The sequence below is a fragment of the Rhodopseudomonas parapalustris genome (assembly GCF_053772255.1).
In genome coordinates this window covers 1-18,872 of the sequence record NZ_JAMKBZ010000032.1, presented here as the reverse complement: position 1 = coordinate 18,872, position 18,872 = coordinate 1, and the positions used below count along the sequence as shown (strand labels likewise).

Here is an 18,872-nt window from a genome sequence, read left to right as displayed (position 1 = left end):
GGATTGATGTTTATGACGATGTGCAAGAGGCCAGGGCTGGCGCTCACCGCAAGAAGACCAGCAAAATCAACGCTCGCAGCGCCATCGCTCGTGAAACCGATCGCAAGAGGGGGTGATGAGCCGGAACGACAGCGACCTCCGCGTCAGGCCGGGCCGAATCCGCGATGGCGGCCGCGGCGCTGCCCGTCCGAAGAGCTTTGTCGGCCAAGTGATGCGCGCGGTCCGAAAGGCAGGCCACACCGGTAAGGCCTTTGGCCGGGAAGGAAAGCGCGCGGGGGCCGGGTTCGGTCGCGGCCGGTCGGCGGCGCTGGCCTTGTCGCTCCGGGCTCCGTCGCGGCGGGTGGTGATCAAGGCGCGCGTGGTGCGGCATCGAGGAGTTCGATTTCGGTCGGCGCCTTTGGCGAAGCACGTCAGCTACCTCAAGCGGGAAGGTGTCACGCGCGATGACACCGATGCGCGGATGTTTGATGCCACCTCGGATGCCGCCGACGAACGTGTTTTTGCCGAGCGTTGCACCGATGACCGGCACCATTTCCGGTTCATCGTCTCACCCGAGGACGCCGGTCAGATGCAGGATCTGCGGGCCTTTACCCGGGAATTGATGAGCGACGCCGAATGCGATCTTGGTTCGCGGCTCGACTGGATCGCGGTCGACCATTGGAACACCGACAATCCGCACATCCATATTCTTGTGCGCGGCCGTGGCGATGACGGGCGGGACCTCGTCGTCAGCCGCGATTACATCAGCCGGGGATTGCGCGGCCGTGCCGCCGAACGCGTGACGCTGGAGCTCGGCCCGCGCAGCGAGATCGAGATCAGGTCCGCGCTCGACCAGGATGTCGGTGCCGAGCGCTGGACCGAACTTGATCGCGCGCTGCGCAGCCTTGCCGACGAAGGCGCCGACATCGCCGATCTGCGGCCGGGAGCAAGCGGGCACGATCCTGACTTTCGGCGTCTGCTGCTCGGCCGGGTCGCCAAGCTCGAACGGCTCGGCCTCGCCGACCAGATCGCCCCCGGCTGCTGGCAGTTGAAGCCTGGGCTCAAGGATACGTTGCGCGATCTTGCGATCCGAGGCGACGTCATCAAGACCATGCATCGGGCGATGTCGGAGGCACGACGCGCAGCCGATGTCGCCGGCTTCGCCCTGCATGGCGAAGAGATCACCGATCCGGTACTCGGCCGCCTGGTCACGCGTGGGCTGCATGACGAACTGAAAGGTTCCGCCTACGCCATCATCGAGGGCGTTGACGGCCGGACCCATCATCTCAGATTCTCGGATCTCGAGCTGACCGGCGATGCTGAACCCGGTGCCATTGTGGAAGCGCGCGCCTATGATGATGCCCAGGGCCGCAAGCGGCTGTCGCTGGTTGTTCGGTCGGACCTCAGCATCGAAGCTCAGGTGATGGTTGAAGGAGCGACCTGGCTCGATCGGCAACTCCTGACCAGCGAGTCCGTAGCGAGCGGCTCCGGCTTCGGCGCCGAGGTCCGGGACGCCATGCAGCGCCGGATTGACCATCTGGCAGGCGAGGGGCTCGCGCGGCGCCAGGGTCAGCGGGTGATATTTGCCCGCGATTTACTCGACACGCTGCGGCGCCGGGAGCTGGAGGCCGCCACAGCTCGGCTCGCTGGCGCCACGGGATTGCAGCACCTGCCATCGGCCGAAGGCGAACATGTCGCCGGCGTCTATCGCCAGCGCGTGACCTTGGCCTCAGGGCGGTTCGCGATGATCGACGATGGCCTTGGCTTCCAGCTGGTGCCTTGGCGTCCAGCAATCGAGCTGAGACTGGGACAGCAGGTGTCCGGCGTGATGGCGCGCGGCGGCCGGGTCGAGTGGACGCTCGGCAGGACCCGAGCGCTTGGCCTCTGATCTACCCGGAGGGGCGGCAATTCAACGCGGAACTACGCCGCGATGCGATCGCGCCTCGACGGCTCTTGAAGTCGGCTCAAGACGCGCTTTGTTGCCGGGGTCTTCTTGCTGCGCAAAGGCGTGCCGTGTCCGCAACCAAGATTCTGTGGGGCCAGGTCAGCATCGTTCTCGCGATCGTGCTGGTCACGACCTGGACCGCGACCCAATGGGTGGCCTGGCGGCTCGGCTATCAGCCGCAGCTTGGCGCGCCGTGGTTCGAACTCGCACGCGGCGTTCCAGTCTATCTGCCGCCAGCTTTCTTCTGGTGGTGGTACGCCTTCGATGCCTACGCACCGCCGATCTTCGTGGAAGGGGCGCTCATTGCCGCATCGGGCGGGTTCATTTCGATCGCCGTTGCGATCGCCATGTCGATCTGGCGCGCCCGCGAGAGCAACAACGTCTTCACCTATGGCTCGGCGCGTTGGGCGACACGCGAGGAGATCGCTGCCGCCGGGCTGCTTGGTCCGGACGGCGTCGTGCTCGGACAGTTCGCCGGCCGGCATCTACGCCACAACGGCCCCGAGCATGTGCTGTGCTTCGCGCCGACCCGGTCGGGCAAGGGCGTCGGCCTCGTCGTGCCAACGCTGCTGACCTGGTCGGAAAGCTGCATCGTTCACGACATCAAGGGTGAGAACTGGACGCTCACGGCAGGGTTTCGGGAGCGGCATGGAAGGGTGCTGTTGTTCGATCCGACCAACGCGCAGTCCTCGGCCTACAACCCGCTACTGGAGGTGAGGCGCGGGGAGTGGGAGGTCCGCGACGTGCAGAATGTCGCCGACGTGCTGGTCGATCCCGAGGGCTCGCTTGAGCGGCGCAATCATTGGGAGAAGACCAGCCACGCGCTTCTGGTCGGCGCCATCCTCCATGTTCTCTATGCCGAGCCCGACAAAACGCTGGCGGGCGTCGCCAACTTTCTGTCCGACCCAAAACGGCCGATCGACACCACCCTGCGGGCGATGATGACGACGCTGCACCTTGGTGAGGCCGGACCGCATCCGGTGATCGCATCGGCCGCCCGTGAACTCCTCAACAAGAGCGAGAACGAACGCTCCGGCGTTCTATCCACTGCGATGTCGTTCCTCGGGCTCTATCGCGATCCGGTCGTGGCCCATGTGACCCGGCGCTGCGATTGGCGCATCCGAGACCTTGTCGATGGCAAGCGTCCGGCGACGCTGTATCTCGTGGTGCCGCCATCGGACATCAGCCGGACCAAGCCGCTGGTGCGGTTGATCCTGAACCAGATCGGACGGCGGCTGACTGAGGAGCTCGACAATGGAAAGCGGCGTCACCGACTGTTGTTGATGCTGGATGAGTTTCCGGCGCTGGGACGGCTCGATTTCTTCGAGTCCGCGCTGGCCTTCATGGCCGGCTACGGCCTGAAAGGCTTCCTGATCGCACAGTCGCTCAACCAGATCGAAAAGGCCTATGGCGCCAACAATTCAATCCTCGACAATTGCCACGTTCGGGTGTCGTTCGCCACCAATGACGAGCGCACCGCCAAACGCGTCTCCGATACGCTCGGCACCGCCACCGAACTCCGCGCGATGAAAAACTACGCCGGCCACCGGCTCAGCCCGTGGCTCGGTCATTTGATGGTATCGCGCCAGGAGACGGCCCGACCGCTGCTGACCCCGGGCGAAGTGATGCAATTGCCGCCCGATGATGAACTGGTGCTGGTGTCTGGCGTGCCGCCGATCCGCGCCAAGAAAGCCAGGTATTTTGTCGATCGCCAGCTGGCTGAGCGAGTGCTCGCTCCGCCAAGACCGGGCCCGGACGATGCCGCTGGGCTCGATCAAGCCAATGACTGGATCGATCGATTGCCGGCTGCGAAGCCGCCCGCCACGACGGAAAAAAATGCAGCTTCGGCCACGGCGGCCAGCGACGATCCACACAACGGCGGGATCCGGCGGGAGCCGGAACTTTCCGATCATGAGGAAATCGTGCCGGAGCCGGCGAAACTGACGCAGGAATTCGCATTCGACGATCAGGACCAGGACGACGAAACCGCGCGGGCACGCGCGATGCGAGCCCAGATTCGCGGACTGGCGCGCCAGGCCTCGCTCGATTCGGATGATGGCATCGAGCTCTAAAGTTTTATCAATGCGTACCAAGCACACATTCCGCCTTCCGCCAGAGCTTGCAGGACAACTTGCCGAATATGCTGGCCGCAAACGCGTGCCACAAGCGCTGGTTGTCGAGACTGCCCTGGCGTCATTCCTGTCGCCGGACAATGCCGAGCGGACCGAGGCGGCGCTCGGGCGGCGACTTGATCGGATAACCCGGCAAGCTGATCGGCTCGAACGACATTTGGCGATCACCAACGAGGCATTGGCTCTGTTCATCCGGTTCTGGCTGACCGCGACGCCGCCCCTGCCAGACACCGCGCAGGTAGCCGCGCAGGCCAAAGGTCGGGAACGCTATGAGAGCTTTGTTGAGGCGTTGGGGCGGCGGTTGGCAAAGGGGCAGACATTGGCAGCAGAAATTCTGCAAGACATCCAGGCGACAAAAGAATGATTCGGTGACGGGTGGTCGGCAGCAAGCCCGCTGCTTGTGGAGCGGGTTCTAGCGATGCCGCCATGCCAATTTTGCGAACTTCCGCACTACTCCGAGCCCCGACATAGGCGACGCGACTTCCGACGCCGGTAAGGGCGTAGAGCGGACCAGCGATAAGCCGACCCCACGCTGGAACAGGCCAGCAACCGACGTCGATTGTCTTGCGCAATTGCGGCGTCGAGCGAAACGGATCTTTCTTTGCCTGTCTCTTTCGAATTGATTCAGCCTTGCAACTTGTCGACGAGCGCCTTGCCTCCAACCAGGATATCCTGGGCCATCGCGATGCGCGCCTTCTCGGGATCCCGCGCGCGTAGCGCTTCGATTACCAGAACATGGCCGTGCTTCTGACCGTGGAATGGCCTCGCGGCGTCGTCGTACAAGTACGACAACGTCGGGCCGAACTGCATCCATAGATTCTCGACGATCCGAAACAAGGCTGGCGACCGGGCGAGCCGGCTCACTGCGAAATGGAAGTTCTCGTTCTCGGCGAGCGCCGTCGCGAAATTGCTGACCGACTCGGTGCTGACATAGCGTGCATGGATCGCCGCGAGTTCGTCGATCTCCGCGTCGGTGACGTGCGCCGCCGCGCGCGCGGCGCCTTCGCCCTCCAGCATCATCCGGAGGTCTCTGATTTCGAGACAGCGGTCGAGCGTCAGGCGGGGGACGATCACGGTGCCGCGCTCGTCGAGCGCCAGGGCATGTTCGGAAACCAGCCGAAGCAGCGACTCGCGCACCGGCGTGACGCTGATGCCGAGTTCGTCGGCGACCTGCCTCACCACGAGCTTTTGCCCGGGCTTGAGCCGGCTCCGCATCAGCGAGTTGCGGATCGCCACATATGCCTGCTGGCTAACGCTCTCTTTGATGATCTGCGTATCGAACGAGCCCGATGTGGGCGTCGCCTCTGAGCCTGAGCGATCGTTGAGCATTCCTGTTGACATCGAAAAAACCTGATGCAAACTTGTTATAACAAATAAGAAGCAACAAACAACTTGGTTTCGCAAGCGTCTCTTGGTCCGCTTGGGGATGCAGCGATCCCAGGTCGAATAATCATAACGGCCGCGCAGCACAGTCCGCGGACCGACAGGGCTAGGGAGCGCTGACGTGTCCAGCGAGGCGATATCGGCTGGCCGGAGTCGGCCGAGCTATAAACCGAGCCAGGCGGTCATGGTGCTCGGCGTGACCCTGATTCTGCTGGTCGTGCTCAGCGCTGTGTTGCCCGGCTTTTTGACTCTCGGCAATTTCTTCACGCTGGCGCGCAATATCTCGATCCTCGGCATTCTGGCGCTCGGCATGGCGGTGGTGGTGATCGGGCGGGGAATCGACCTGTCGCTGATCGCGAGCCTGGCGTGCTCGAGTGCGATCGCGGTCTCGATGATCAACGATGGCTGGCCGGCCGCGCTCGCGATCGGCTTCGGTCTGCTGCTGTCAATCCTGATCGGGGTCGCCAACGGCATCCTGGTGTCGGTGGTCGAAATTCCCGCGCTGTTCACCACGTTGGCGTCGGGGCTGGTGGTGCTGGGCGTCACCAGGGCGCTCGTGGTGCCGCATTATCAGGTGTTCCTCAAGCCAGGCCACGACTGGATCCTGATGCTCGGCGCCACCACGGTCGGTGGCATTCCGGTGCCTTTGGTCGCATTCGTGATCTGCGCCGTCCTGCTGCATCTGTTTCTGTCCCGGACCGTGCTCGGTCGGTTCATCTATGCGCACGGCGACAACGCGCAGGCGGCCCGCCTGACCGGCATCGCGACCCGGCCGCTGACGATGCTCGAATACGCTCTGTGCGCGGCGATCGGCTATGTCGGCGGCATGATCATGGTGGGCTCGACCTCGCTGATGCATCTGCAGATCGTCGAATCCACCATCATCTTCGACGTCATCCTCGTCGTGGTGCTGGGCGGCGTCAGCCTGGTCGGAGGGCGCGGCAACGTTCTCAGCGTCATCGCCGGGACGCTGCTGATCGGCGTGCTGCTCAACGCGATGACGATCATGAATCTCGATATCCAGACCCAGGACATGATCAAGGGCGCAGTCCTGCTGTTCGCCATCATCCTCGACAGCTACATCCATCCGCGCGACGAGGAGACCGCAAAGCAGGGCGACTGAACCAAAAGACGAAAAATCAAAAACCAAGAAGGCGAAGCCTTCAGCACAACGGAGAAACGAAATGAGAGCCAACAGAGCGGTTGTTCCCGCTGTTCGGGCGCTGGTCGCCGGACTGTCCGTCGCAGGCGTCCTTCTCGGGGCGCTCGGCGACGCCAAAGCGGCCGATCCCCGCGCCCAATTGTTCGAGAAGTTTCAGAAGGCGGTCAAAGGCAAGACCGTGGCGTGGGTGCCGGTGTGGCTCGGCGTCCTCGAATCCGAGTGGACGCGGGTGATGAAGGCCCACTTCGACGACTACGGCATCAAGATGGTGATGCGCGATCCCAACCTGAAGTCCGACGTTCAACTCCAGGCGGTCAGTTCGTTGATCAACGACAAGCCCGACATCCTCATCGTGCAGAACCCGACCACCACGCTGCTGGCGCGCGAGCTCAAGCGCGCGATGGACTCCGGCATCAAGGTCATTCAGGTCAACATGGCGTCGAACCAGCTCACCGACGCCTACGTCGGCGCCGATGTGCCGAAGCTCGGCCGCATGCTGGCCGAGGAGGTGGTGAAGACCTGCGGTGGCGGCAAGGGATCGGGCAAGATTGCGATCCTGCAGGGCGAAGCCACCGCAGCGTATTCGCTCGACATGGTCAAGGCGGCGATGCAGGTGTTCAAGGGCGACAAGTCTATCAACGTGGTGTCGTCGCAACCGACCAACTGGGACGCCAACAAGGCCTCCGAAATCGTCACCAACGTCCTGCAGCAGCATCCGGATCTGTGCGGCATCCTGAGCGTCTGGGGACCGCAGACCGCCGGCGCCGCGCAGGTGGTGAAGAATGCCGGAAAGCAGGGCCAGGTGAAGATCTTCGTCGCCAGCGACGGCCAGCCGGCCGACTGCGACATGCTCGAACAGGGGCTGTTCACCAAGAACCTGTCGTACCGCGCCGACACCCAGGGCGAAGCGATCGTCAATGCGGTGCTGACCCTGCTGCAGGATCCGCGGCCGGCCGGCAGCACGCAGCTTGCCTACTACACCACCAACTACTGGGTCTCGGGCAAGGACGACCGGCAATACTGCTTCATCGTGCCGAAGGAATAGGCGCGACTTCCGCAATCATGGTGCTGTTGACGGACGCCCTTGGCTGGGCGTCCGCGGATCGGATGTGAACGGTGATGCAAGCACTGCGCCGCCTTTGGTATCGATATTCTCCGCAGCTCTGGTTCGGCGAACTCCTCGAAAAGCGCTGGATGGAGCCGATCGTTCCGTTCACGCTGCTGATCCTGGTGTTCGTCGGATTCCTGCTCACGATTCCGGGTTACACCTCGCTCCCGCAGTTGCAGCAATTGATGCGCAGCTTCGCCGAGCAGGGCTTCGTCGCGATGGCGATGGCGATCTCGGTCCTGTCGGGAGGCATCGATCTGTCGGTCGGCGCGGTGTTCGCCATGGCCGACTTTCTCACGCTTTACCTGCTGATGGTGCGGGAGTGGCCGTTGCCGCTCGCGATCGTCGCCGTGCTGGCATGGGGCGCGCTGATCGGCGCCGTCAATGGCGGCCTGATCGCCTACGCCAAGACCCGCCCGTTCCTCACCACCATGGTGGTGCTGATCATCCTCCGCGCCGCCTACAACAAGCTGACCGGCCTCTACGCGATTGATCTGGCGAGCGCGTCGTCGGACAGCGAGGCCTGGGATTACCTCGGAACCGGCTATCTGTTCGGCATTCCGATCAACATGGTGTTTCTGATCGTGGTCGGCTTGATCGGCCATCTCTACCTGACGCGGATCCGTTCCGGCGTCCACATCATGGCGGTCGGATCGAGCCGCAAGGCGGCGCGCCACGCCGGCATCGACGTCAAGCGTTCGTTGTTTCTGGCCTATGTGCTCGCCGGCATGCTGGCGTCGTTCGCGGGCATCCTTTACGCGGCGCGGCAGAACAACCGGAGCCTGAAGGCCCGGATGACGACGCTGGTCGCGATGCAAGCCATGATCATGACGATCATCGGCGCCGCCGGCATCTATGCGGTACATGGCATTGACGCGCGTCTGAAGACAGTGTTCGAGGATCGCGCGGTTTCGCTGCAGCAACTTTCCGAGATCAACAATCGCATGCTCGACAACGGGATGGCACTGCGGGGCGCGGTGATCCGCGCAAAGGCCGGCCAGCCGGTCGGCGGTGTCTCGGAACGCGTGTCCAAGAACGTCGAGACCATCACCAAGCTTTTCAATGAATACATGGCGACCTATCTCACTCCGGAGGAAAAGCAGTTCGCCGATTCATTCGCCGGTAAGCGCCGAGCCTATGTCGAGGAGGCGATCCGTCCGGGCGTCGCACTGCTCGAGGCTGGCAAGATTGACGAGCTCGGCGGCCTGGTGATCGGCAAAGCGCGGGAGACGTTCGATGCTGCCAAGTCTGATCTCGACAAGCTGATCGCGCTGCAGATGCGGGTCGCTAAGGAAGAATACGATGCCGGGCAGTCGGAGTACGCGATCATGCTCGCGGTGTCGCTGGGTCTGCTGGCGCTGGGTCTTCTGCTCGGCATCCTGAATGGCCTGTTCACCACCCGGGCGATCACCGTACCGCTCGGACGTCTCAACGCTGTGATGGACAACATCGCCCAGGGTAAGTTCGACAGCCGCGTCGAGATCGATCGCGACGACGAGGCGGGCGTGGCGCTGCGCAACCTTCAGGCGATGCAGAACAAGCTGTTCTTCAATCGTGAGGAAGAGAAGGACACCGCAAAGCGCGCCGCACATCAACGCAAGCTCGACATGCAGCGAATCGCAAGTGAATTCGAGAGCGCTGTGGGCGAGGTGATCCAAACGGTATCGTCGGCCTCGACCGAACTTGAGGCATCTGCCACGACGTTGTCGTCGAGCGCACAGCGCGCGCAAGAGGTGACCACGTCGGTCGCCGCGGCTTCCGAGCAGGCGACCACCAATGTCCAGTCGGTCGCGTCGGCCAGCGAAGAAATGACATCGTCGGTGAATGAGATCAGCCGTCAGGTCCAGGAGTCGGCGCGTATCGCACGGGAAGCAGTGGTCCAGGCCCACACGACCAATGAACGCGTCGGTGACCTTTCGACCGCAGCTGCGCGGATCGGCGATGTTGTCGAGTTGATCAACACGATTGCCGGTCAAACCAATTTGTTGGCGCTGAATGCGACGATCGAGGCCGCTCGTGCCGGTGACGCAGGTCGCGGGTTTGCCGTGGTCGCGGCAGAGGTCAAGGCGCTGGCCGAACAGACCGCCAAGGCAACCGGCGAGATCAGCCAGCAGATCGGCAGTATTCAGACCGCGACTGGTCAATCCGTCACAGCGATCCAGGAGATTGGTGCAACGATCTCCCGAATGTCGGAGATTGCCGCGACGATCGCATCGGCGGTGGAGGAGCAGGGGGCAGCGACCCAGGAGATCTCACGTAACGTACAGCAGGCCGCCCAAGGCACCCAGGAGGTGTCCGCAAGCATCATCGATGTCCAACGCGGCGCCACCGAAACTGGAGCGGCCTCGAATCAGGTGTTGAGCGCCGCACAATCCTTGGCGCGCGACAGCAATCGCCTGAAGGATGAGGTCGGTCTATTCCTGCAAACTGTGCGCTCGGCTTGATTTCGGTGTAGCCGAGCCCGGTTACCGATCCGATGTCTAGGAGTACTGATCATGGCCAAAATCATCGAACTGGCTTTGCGTAGGCAGAAGCGCCCCGAATCGCCGTCGAGCGCTTCGGCGGCGGAGCGGGTGTCAACCTCGGGAGCTGCCATCGTCGAAGGGAGCATGAGCTGTCAGGCTAGTGTTGCTCGGCTTTGGGGTGACCTCGATAAGATGGCGACGTTGCTGTCAACGATTGAAGACGACAACGCAAGAGACGACATGAGAAGAAGCATCAACGAGGCCCGAGTTGGTCTTGTAGTTGCGACTGAATTGCTTGCTCAGCGAACGAGTGATTTTCGCAGTCTGCTGACGAACTTTTCGGAGGCGGAACTTGTCCCGGCTCGCAATGCGGCAAGGGAGAGGTCTGAAATCGGTCCTGCGCCGGCCGCAAACAGCTGACACAGGCGGAATGATCCGACGAGTAGTCGTAGAATCCATCTAACGGGGGAATACATGTTGCAAGATCGCTGGCGGAAAGTGGCTTCGAAAGCCCAGTCGCAAGCTGCGGACGTTCCTCGAGCGGCCTCTCTCGATCAACTTTATCGACACGTCGCTGCGATGCGGCGCGGTGACTACAGAGACGTTGTCGAAGGCAATGATGAATACGCCCGTGCACTGCAACCGTTGGTCACATTGGTCAAGGACAACTCCTTTAGCGCCCTGTCGATGCTTGCGGATATTTGGGTTGCACAGACGGCTCCTTTGCTGGCGATCGCACGGATGAAAGCCGACATGACGGATTTAGGTGGTCGCACCCAAGCCGTTGCCAGTGCCGTCAGCGAGATGGTCGCCTCCATCAGTGAGATCAGTCGTGCCACGGGTGAAGTCGCGAGAGAGGCGGTCCAAGTCCAGGACCGTGTTGGCGAGAGCGCCAGTGCAGCGGATCGGGCGGTCACTTGCATCACGGAGTCGGCCACCGCAGTCGGTGAGCTTGAACATAAGGTGGGGACGCTCAATGGCGCCATCGACCAGATCGCCGGCATCGTCAAGTCGATCGAGGCGATCGCAAGCCAGACCAATCTGCTCGCGCTGAACGCAACCATCGAAGCCGCACGCGCCGGCGAGGCAGGCCGGGGTTTCGCGGTTGTCGCCGGAGAGGTGAAAGCTCTGTCGACCCAGACGGCCAGGGCGACGGAAGACATCCGGCACCGTATCGCATTGCTGCAGGACAGCATGAAGGATATCGTCGGAGCGATGCGGTCCAGCGGTGAGACTGTCCAGGCGGGCACTCAAGCGGTTCAGCAGGCTGGGATTTCGGTGAAGACCATTACCGCTTCAGTCGAGGAAGTGACCCGCAACATGTCGACGATCGCCAACATTGTTCAGGAGCAGGAAATCGCCACGGGCGAAGTCGATCGAAGCGTATCTGCAACGGCGACGATGTCGAGCAGCGCGCTGGCCTCGATCGAGCGGCTGGCGAGCGCGTTCGACCAAGTCGGTGAGTTGGTCGGTCCGAGGCTCCAGCAATTGAGTGGAAGGATCGATGATCGAATTCTTGTCCAGCTAGCACGCTCCGACCATGCGACGTTCAAGAAGAAGGTGATCGATACGTTGATTGAGCGGGGTAATGCGCGCCACGACGACCTACCGGACCATCACGGATGTCGCTTCGGCAAGTGGTACGCGAACCTCAAAGATCCGGTACTCCGTGGCAGCGCCGCCTATCGTAAGATCGAGGAACCTCATGTTCGCGTGCATGCTTTTGGTAAAGAGGCGCTAGCAAAGTATCACGCAGGTGACTTTGAAGCGGCCGTTGTCGCCGCGGACAAGATGGAACAAGCATCGATTGAAGTCTTCGCCGCGCTCGACGAAATGGCAAAATTGATCGCCGAGGGTGAAGGTCTATCGACCAACACGACTCCACGAAACTAGTCGAGTGAAATGCCGGCCGTCAAATATGCAACCATCTTCATCGTGAATTGAGGATCGCCGCACATGAAGATGTCGACTGTGATGAAGTTACAGTGCAAGTGAAGTCGGCGTGTGATGGGTGGCGCAAATGCCAAGAGGTGTAACCATGACCGAGTCCAAGCATGCCATTCGATTGACGATCGGGCTGCGCTTTTCGCTGATACTTGCTGTGAGTGTTATTTTGGCGGTTGTGTCGACCACCATCAGCAACCTTATCCTGTCGAAGCGGATGGCTGAGCAAGCAGCCGCGCGCGAGCTGGACGGACTTCAGGATTCCTTGACGCAGCAGATGGCCTCGGACGCCCGACGTGCAGCAACGCTCGCCGCCGCACTTGCGAGCAACGTGACCGTGCAGGAGCTTTTTGCCAATCGGGATCGCGAAGGCCTCACACATATGCTTGAGCCGTCCTTCAGGCAGCTCAAAGCCGAACACGGTGTGGTGCAGATGCAGTTTCATGTTGCGCCAGCGGTCTCGTTCCTGAGACTTCACAAGGTGGGCAAATTCGGTGACGATCTCTCGACGATCCGGAAGACGGTCGTCTTTGCGAACGAGTCGGGCAAGCCGGCCACGGGGCTGGAATATGGAGTCGAAGGGCTCGGTATTCGCGGCGTCACGCCGGTCAAGAAGGATGGCAAGCAAGTCGGATCGTTCGAAATCGGCATGAACCTCGGTGATCGCTTCTTCCAGACCTTCAAACAAAGTACCGGGGCCGATGTTGCTTTGTTTCTAAGAGCACCGCAGGGGTTCAAGCGGTTCGCGTCAACTTTTGCAGCGGACCCTTCCTTCGATGCTGAACAAATGACTTCGGCGATGCGGCAGAGGTCGGCCGATCTCTTGATCAATGTCGCGGGTATTGAAGAAGCCATCGTGCTCGCTCCGGTCAAAGACTATGCCGGCGATGCGATCGGGTTCACCGCGCTCGGCGTCAACCGCGACGTTTACGTTCACGCGTTGAGCGACGCTCGGCAGTGGTCATTGGGCATTGGTTTGGCAGTCCTGGTGCTTACGATGGGTGCAGCAACACTGCTCAGTCGTAGCATCTCGCACCCATTGCGGGCGTTGACGCTTGGCATGAAACGCCTTGCCGAGGGCGACTTCTCGGTGGTGCCACCGGGTCTCGGCCGGAGCGACGAAATCGGTGAGGTCGCCGCTGCAGTTGAAGACTTCAAGCAGAAGGCGATCGACAAGGCAAAGAGCGAGGCTGAAGCCAAAGCCCGGCAGGATCAGAGTCTGGCGGAGGAGCGAAAGCGCGAAATGCAGAAGCTCGCCGATCATTTCGAGGGGGCGGTCGGCGAGATCATCAACACCGTTTCGTCGGCATCGACGGAACTGGAGGCATCGGCCACGACCCTGACTGCGACGGCAACCCGAGCGCAGGAGATCACGACTACGGTTGCGGCGGCGTCCGAACAGGCATCCGCAAATGTCCAATCGGTGGCTTCAGCAACCGAGCAGCTGGCCTCATCGGTGAGTGAGATTGGCCGGCAGGTTCACGAGTCCGCGAAGATCGCGGCCGAGGCAGTGGCGCAGGCGACAGAGACGAACGAGCGGGTCGGAAACTTGTCGTCGGCAGCATCTCGGATCGGCGACGTTGTCGAGCTGATCAATACGATCGCTGGTCAGACGAATTTGTTGGCGCTGAACGCCACCATCGAGGCCGCGCGGGCGGGGGACGCTGGACGCGGGTTTGCGGTAGTTGCGTCGGAGGTCAAGGCATTAGCGGAGCAGACGGCTAAGGCGACTGGCGAGATCAGCCAGCAGATCAGCGGTATCCAGGCCGCCACTGATCAATCCGTCGAAGATATCCGGGCGATCGGCGGTACCATCGCTCGGATTTCGGAGATCGCGTCGACCATTGCCTCCGCGGTGGAAGAGCAGGGTGCGGCCACACAGGAAATCTCTCGTAACGTTCAGCAGGCGGCGCAGGGCACCGGACAAGTCAGCTCAAATGTGGTCGATGTGCAGCGCGGCGCGAGCGAAACCGGTTCAGCATCCGCCCAGGTTTTGTCTGCAGCGCAATCGCTGTCGCAAGACAGTAACCGTCTGAAGGCGGAAGTCGGTAGATTTCTGAGTACCGTACGGGCGTCTTGAGGTGTGCAACCGATGGGAGTCTGGGGGCGGTGCAGCTGCTCGCCCCCGAAACTCCGGCGCCATGCGGTCAGACTGGTGAATTCTGGAATGCGATGACAACCCGTCCGTTTCTGCATGAGCGATCGTCACGGCCGCCAGGAGCGCTCAAGATAGACGGACAAGTACCGATGAAGCAGGACAGTCATTGTCCGAAGTGCGTTCGGCCGATGCACCGGGTCGAACTCGTCGACAGGATTTCGAATAGATCGAAGATCTTCCAGTGCGAAACCTGCCAGACCGTTGTGTCGGTCGAGGTCATGGTTGAACGAATCTCGATGTTCAATTCAAACCCGGATCTGGTGTTTGACTGAATTGGATCCATATTCATGTCCGGCGGCGACGCAGCGGACAAGATCAGTCTGTTGCCGTGAAAGATCGTCCAACCTCTCAGCCAGCGCGAGAAGGCGGAGCATCGTCCGGCTCTCCGTCACGCCAGCCAACTGACGACAACGCTCCGCCGTATCACGCAAATAGTCTACCGACCCAGAAACCATCACAGCTTCCATTTTCGACGAAAGCCTAGAGCGTCAAGAACGATCGTTCAACTTGGTAGAAATACGCAATCGGGGCGGGCGTGTTGAGGCTTGTCAAGACAACACCATTGGCTGCAAAGATGGCTTGGATGAAGCGCTCGGATTGTTTGCTGGAATGGTCCGTGCCGCCACTTCGGATCAAGAGAACGGGCTGTAGCGACAATTCGAGGGGCGGCGACGCGGCCCTCGCTGTCCATTGCTGCAAAATGGCCCTCAAGACGAGTTGCGGGTTTAGATGGAGAATGCGCCAAGCCGAGCCAGAATCGTAGCCTAATCAGATCTGGTGCCATGTAGCGCGCTGTCTGCCGAGACCTTTCTAAAAGTTGACCTATTTCTTGAGCAGGTCGCGGATTTCCATCAGCAATTTGACTTCGTCGCTGGGGCCAGCCGGAACAGTTACCGGTTCTTGCTTCTTCAATCTGTTCATTCCTTTGATTACCAAAAATAGTACCCACGCGACGATCGCGAAATTGAGGGTGACCGTGAGAAATTGACCCCACCCCAACACAGCCCCCTGTTTCTTCGCGTCGGCGTAGGAAACGCCGGCCTGCACCTTTGAAGAGAGAGCTGTGTAGTAGTTCGAAAAATCAAGACCTCCGGTAATTGCACCAATGACGGGCATAATGACGTCGCTCACAATAGATGTTACGATAGCGCCGAATGCGGCGCCGATGATCACGCCGACCGCCAAGTCGACGACGTTTCCGCGTAATGCAAACTTCTTGAATTCATCGAGCATTGGTGATCTCCAGATTATTGAAGTCGCGCACCACAAATGATTGCCATGGCATTCTTACAGAAGAAACAGTCTGGTATTACGTCAAATCTATGTCAGGCCCAGTTCGTGCGCAGCCCGCCCAAGCGTGGCGGTCGAGAAGCGGCCGTGGTGCTGTCGACCCAAGCGGCCGCAAAGAAAGGTAGTTTGGAGGTGTCCGGCAGCACAGTCTGGCGCGAACCGGCCGGATCCGTAGACAGCCCTTTGTCAGATACGTGTCCTGAACCGTCTCAGCGTCGAAGATCGGACGAAGAATCCGACTATTCGGCCCATCACGATTTGCAGTCAAGCGAAGCGGCCTTTGTGCATTATTTTGGCAAAGAGCACTCTACGAGAGCAGGGCGACGGCGTGACGCGGGCGTTTCCCGGCATTCCTGAACGACAAGCCGCTTGACCGCTTGACCGATATTCGGGCTGGCGGCCGAGTCGGTCGGCGCCGATGAGGCGATATCATTGCGCCGTTGGCCGTGACCCCCGTGGCGCGAGCGGCCTGATACCGGGCGGATCGGTACTTCGATGGGATTGTGAATGGTCTTGCTCATGATGGAGTGATGCCACCGAGAGTATGCGCACAGCGCTGCATATCGATCGCAAAAGGCCTTGAAGGACTAATCGTCCGGTTCACCTGCACGAAGACGCAATTTTCGAGCGAAATCTGCAGCCGAGAATTGGATAGCCTAGTCGTCTCGCGTCAATTTGCGACTGGCGGACCACCACTCTCCGGTACCGATGTATCGATGGGTTCTGCGTTGCCGCAAATGCCCGGAGCGCATAAACTCAATGCTATTCAGCGCGCGTAGCTTCACGATTATTCGATGAGGAGGTAGTCATGGGATTTCTCGACGACGTTGGCAGCGCGATCAAAGGCGCAATCGACAAGATTGAAACCGCAGCCATTCCGGCCATGATATCCGAGGCGCTGGCGAAGACCGATTTCGGGGATTTGCAGGGATTGATCGACAAACTGCGATTGGGCGGCCTAAAAGAACAGGTCAACTCATGGCTGAGCAACGGCCGTAACCTGCCAGTCACCGCCCAGCAGATTCACGATGCACTTGGTAACGAGCAGGTCAAGCAGCTTGCCGACAAGTTCGGTGTTCCGCTCGATGCAGTGTCGAAATTTCTGGCCGATCATCTGCCGACGGTGGTCGATCAGGCGAGCCCTGAAGGAAAGATTGAAAGCAACGCATGAGAGGCTTTCTCCAATCGAAGGCCAAGCACTGGGGGCGCACTGACGACTGCGCCCCCAGACAATGGACACGTGTATACGAAGCGACACTTTCGTCGAGATCGTCAAGGTTGCTTACTTGGTGCTGCAGTTCCGCACCAAATATGTGACGACAAGGGCCACCAGGTCTAAGCTTTCGGTCAGCGGGGCCGCCCGAAGATCAGTCCGACAAATGACTTCTGCAGGCACGCCGCCTGTCGTGATTACGGGCATTGCCGGTGCTCGAGGACAAATCTTCCACGATCGATGCGCCTAGCGGCTGATCTCAACGCGTCGCCGCCCAGAACCATTTTTCTCAACGCGCGTTAGAACAACGCTGACAATCAAGCGTAGTCAACGCTGATCGCCATGTATCTGCCGCGAGGAGATTTCAACAGCACTGTCCTGATGCATGTTCCGTCGCCTCGTAAAACATCGAACGCAGGCAGCTTGCATCAACAAGGCGAGCAGCGTTCCACGCCCCGGCGTTGCGCGAGAACAATACGAAGGCGCGGACTGACTCCGGACGACGGGGCGGCTCGGTGTAATGCTGCGAGTCTGGCTCACGATGACGCCGGCAAACGTTGTTCAGCGAGATGATCTCTGTGCCAACATCTTCTGCAGCAGGGTCCGACGCTCTTTCGTCTCGGCGTCGCTTTCATTTGACATCACGACTGTCGCATCTGCGATTTGGTTGTCAATCGACGCGTAACGGCCCGCGGGTCGCAGCGCGGGCGATCTGGCTCCGCGCGGCGGGGTGCGCAACGAAGGTTACCTGGCTCCGCACGAAGACGGGTAGGGCGCAGTTTTCATCAGGATGCGGCGACCGTCTAAGAAGTGCCGAATTTGAGCGCCCAGCGCTGCCTTGCTACGCGACGCAACAAGGCGCGAATCAGCTAGAGTAATAATGATATTGTTGAGCGGTCGGCGAGCCATGACGAGCGACGAAGTCTATATCCTCGGTTCCAGGTTGACGAGATCCAACGAGATTTGCGAGCTGCTATTGGAGGCTGGTCTCGCGGCCGTCTTCTTCGCGGACGTGCCGGCGCTGATCAGCACCGCGAGAGATCGACAACCTGTCTGCCTGCTCGTGAATCTCACTGTCGCGGACAAGGTCGACTTTAAAGTGCTTCGGATTTTGCAAGAGATTGGATGCGCTGCTCCGATTATCGCCATGTCGAGCCGCGCGTCGATCAGATCCGCAGTGAAGGCCATCAAGTTTGGTGCATTTGATTTCGTGGACAGCTCGATAGATCGTCGTCAATTGGTGGGCAAGATCAAGAGCGCCATTGAAACGCGGGCGCCCCAACAAGTTGTGCCGCGAACATCGTTCAGACAGCTTACAATGCGTGAAAAGCAAGTGCTCGACCTAATTGTGAGCGGGAGCACCAATAAGGAAATTGCCAAGACGATGGAAATTAGTCATCGTACCGTAGAATATCATCGTATGAATATCATGCGTAAGTGTGGAGCAAGAAGCTCCACGCAACTCCTCATTTTGGCTACCGATACCGTAACAGTTGCGGAAGAACGAGTGGCATCGGCATGACGGAACGGGATCGGAGCTTTGTCGGCTTCCGATCAGTAATCCCAGTCTGGTCTTGCTGATCGATCTCGTGAGCGTGCAAATTGAACGTCTGTTCGGTCTCTGGGCCGCTACCTCGTACAAGTCCGAGGTGTCAAATTGACGTAGTCGTCCGTGAAGTTTGCTGGATCGGATTGATTTAGGGGTGGCGGTCGGCTTCGGGGCGGAGCGACAGCATCAACAGCAGGGCACGCAAGAGCCGCTCGAACCAGCGCAGCAGCAGGTGGAAGTTGAAGCCTGCGGCGGCGAGGACGGCGTTGATGCGGTCGCCGTGGCGGCCCTTGAGGTGGTTGCGGCCCATGCGGTGCTCGGCCTTGAGATGACCGATCACCGGTTCGACGGCGGTGCGGCGCTTCATCTCGCGGCGGATGGTCCTGGTGACGCTGCGGACCCGGCCGGAGATCCAGACCTTGAAGCGGTCGGGATAGCTGTGGCCGCGATAGCCCTTGTCGACATGGATGCGCTGGACCTCGACACCGGTCAGATTTTGCAGGTCTGCGACGATCGGCCCGAGCGTGTGTCCGTCGAAGGGAGT

13 protein-coding genes and 1 pseudogene are annotated in these 18,872 nt (G+C 60.6%); 11 read left to right on the top strand and 3 right to left on the bottom strand.

The window, feature by feature from the left end; genetic code table 11:
- Positions 1 to 115 precede the first annotated feature (115 nt).
- The 3 genes from M9H71_RS21325 to M9H71_RS21315 all read left to right on the top strand — a co-directional run bounded on the left by M9H71_RS21325 (position 116) and on the right by M9H71_RS21315 (position 4,420).
- Positions 116 to 1,867, top strand: coding sequence for a relaxase/mobilization nuclease domain-containing protein (locus M9H71_RS21325; protein WP_455406907.1), 1,752 nt, complete (start codon positions 116 to 118; stop codon positions 1,865 to 1,867).
- A 125-nt stretch (positions 1,868 to 1,992) separates the two neighbouring features.
- On the top strand, positions 1,993 to 3,996 hold the full coding sequence (locus tag M9H71_RS21320) for a conjugal transfer protein TraG (protein ID WP_455406906.1): 2,004 nt from the start codon (positions 1,993 to 1,995) through the stop codon (positions 3,994 to 3,996).
- A gap of 10 nt (positions 3,997 to 4,006) precedes the next feature.
- Positions 4,007 to 4,420, top strand: a complete 414-nt coding sequence (locus tag M9H71_RS21315; RefSeq protein ID WP_013502983.1) for a hypothetical protein — start codon at positions 4,007 to 4,009, stop codon at positions 4,418 to 4,420.
- Positions 4,421 to 4,680: 260 nt separating this feature from the next.
- On the opposite strand, the gene M9H71_RS21310 is transcribed toward M9H71_RS21315, so the two are convergent.
- On the bottom strand, positions 4,681 to 5,526 hold the full coding sequence (locus M9H71_RS21310; RefSeq protein ID WP_455406905.1) for a GntR family transcriptional regulator: 846 nt from the start codon (positions 5,524 to 5,526) through the stop codon (positions 4,681 to 4,683).
- A 109-nt stretch (positions 5,527 to 5,635) separates the two neighbouring features.
- On the opposite strand from M9H71_RS21310, the gene M9H71_RS21305 reads away from it, so the two are divergent.
- The 6 genes from M9H71_RS21305 to M9H71_RS21280 all read left to right on the top strand — a co-directional run bounded on the left by M9H71_RS21305 (position 5,636) and on the right by M9H71_RS21280 (position 14,198).
- On the top strand, positions 5,636 to 6,562 hold the full coding sequence (locus M9H71_RS21305; protein ID WP_455406904.1) for an ABC transporter permease: 927 nt from the start codon (positions 5,636 to 5,638) through the stop codon (positions 6,560 to 6,562).
- 61 nt (positions 6,563 to 6,623) lie between these two features.
- Entirely contained in the window at positions 6,624 to 7,646 is a 1,023-nt protein-coding gene (locus M9H71_RS21300) for a sugar ABC transporter substrate-binding protein (RefSeq protein ID WP_455406903.1), read from the top strand.
- A gap of 74 nt (positions 7,647 to 7,720) precedes the next feature.
- Positions 7,721 to 10,153 carry a methyl-accepting chemotaxis protein gene (locus M9H71_RS21295; RefSeq protein WP_455406940.1) on the top strand — a complete coding sequence of 811 codons (2,433 nt, stop codon included), beginning with the start codon at positions 7,721 to 7,723 and terminating at the stop codon, positions 10,151 to 10,153.
- A gap of 51 nt (positions 10,154 to 10,204) precedes the next feature.
- On the top strand, positions 10,205 to 10,594 hold the full coding sequence (locus M9H71_RS21290; RefSeq protein ID WP_455406902.1) for a hypothetical protein: 390 nt from the start codon (positions 10,205 to 10,207) through the stop codon (positions 10,592 to 10,594).
- A gap of 54 nt (positions 10,595 to 10,648) precedes the next feature.
- Positions 10,649 to 12,067: a methyl-accepting chemotaxis protein gene (locus M9H71_RS21285; protein WP_082315530.1), complete on the top strand. Its 1,419-nt coding sequence runs from the start codon at positions 10,649 to 10,651 to the stop codon at positions 12,065 to 12,067.
- 145 nt (positions 12,068 to 12,212) lie between these two features.
- Complete coding sequence (locus M9H71_RS21280) at positions 12,213 to 14,198, top strand: cache domain-containing protein (RefSeq protein WP_455406901.1); 1,986 nt, start codon at positions 12,213 to 12,215, stop codon at positions 14,196 to 14,198.
- A 900-nt stretch (positions 14,199 to 15,098) separates the two neighbouring features.
- Here the strand turns inward: M9H71_RS21280 and mscL are convergent.
- Positions 15,099 to 15,509: a large conductance mechanosensitive channel protein MscL gene (gene mscL / locus M9H71_RS21275; RefSeq protein WP_013502958.1), complete on the bottom strand. Its 411-nt coding sequence runs from the start codon at positions 15,507 to 15,509 to the stop codon at positions 15,099 to 15,101.
- Positions 15,510 to 16,374: 865 nt separating this feature from the next.
- Between mscL and M9H71_RS21270 the strand changes: the two genes are divergently transcribed.
- Both M9H71_RS21270 and M9H71_RS21265 read left to right on the top strand, forming a co-directional pair.
- Positions 16,375 to 16,737: a YidB family protein gene (locus tag M9H71_RS21270; RefSeq protein ID WP_013502957.1), complete on the top strand. Its 363-nt coding sequence runs from the start codon at positions 16,375 to 16,377 to the stop codon at positions 16,735 to 16,737.
- 949 nt (positions 16,738 to 17,686) lie between these two features.
- The gene (locus M9H71_RS21265; RefSeq protein ID WP_181418943.1) at positions 17,687 to 18,301 is read left to right on the top strand and encodes a response regulator transcription factor; all 615 of its coding nucleotides are present in this window, start codon (positions 17,687 to 17,689) and stop codon (positions 18,299 to 18,301) included.
- A 175-nt stretch (positions 18,302 to 18,476) separates the two neighbouring features.
- On the opposite strand, the pseudogene M9H71_RS21260 reads toward M9H71_RS21265, so the two are convergent.
- Positions 18,477 to 18,872: pseudogene (locus M9H71_RS21260) on the bottom strand (IS5/IS1182 family transposase); the annotation flags it as partial.

What these genes read in the sequence shown, in the direction of transcription:
- M9H71_RS21295 (WP_455406940.1), top strand. Translation starts at nt 7,721, where the DNA reads ATGCAAGCACTGCGCCGCCTTTGGTATCGATATTCTCCGCAGCTCTGG.
- M9H71_RS21315 (WP_013502983.1), top strand. Translation starts at nt 4,007, where the DNA reads ATGCGTACCAAGCACACATTCCGCCTTCCGCCAGAGCTTGCAGGACAA.
- mscL (WP_013502958.1), bottom strand. Translation starts at nt 15,509, where the DNA reads ATGCTCGATGAATTCAAGAAGTTTGCATTACGCGGAAACGTCGTCGAC.
- M9H71_RS21265 (WP_181418943.1), top strand. Translation starts at nt 17,687, where the DNA reads ATGACGAGCGACGAAGTCTATATCCTCGGTTCCAGGTTGACGAGATCC.
- M9H71_RS21285 (WP_082315530.1), top strand. Translation starts at nt 10,649, where the DNA reads ATGTTGCAAGATCGCTGGCGGAAAGTGGCTTCGAAAGCCCAGTCGCAA.
- M9H71_RS21290 (WP_455406902.1), top strand. Translation starts at nt 10,205, where the DNA reads ATGGCCAAAATCATCGAACTGGCTTTGCGTAGGCAGAAGCGCCCCGAA.
- M9H71_RS21270 (WP_013502957.1), top strand. Translation starts at nt 16,375, where the DNA reads ATGGGATTTCTCGACGACGTTGGCAGCGCGATCAAAGGCGCAATCGAC.
- M9H71_RS21325 (WP_455406907.1), top strand. Translation starts at nt 116, where the DNA reads ATGAGCCGGAACGACAGCGACCTCCGCGTCAGGCCGGGCCGAATCCGC.
- M9H71_RS21280 (WP_455406901.1), top strand. Translation starts at nt 12,213, where the DNA reads ATGACCGAGTCCAAGCATGCCATTCGATTGACGATCGGGCTGCGCTTT.
- M9H71_RS21300 (WP_455406903.1), top strand. Translation starts at nt 6,624, where the DNA reads ATGAGAGCCAACAGAGCGGTTGTTCCCGCTGTTCGGGCGCTGGTCGCC.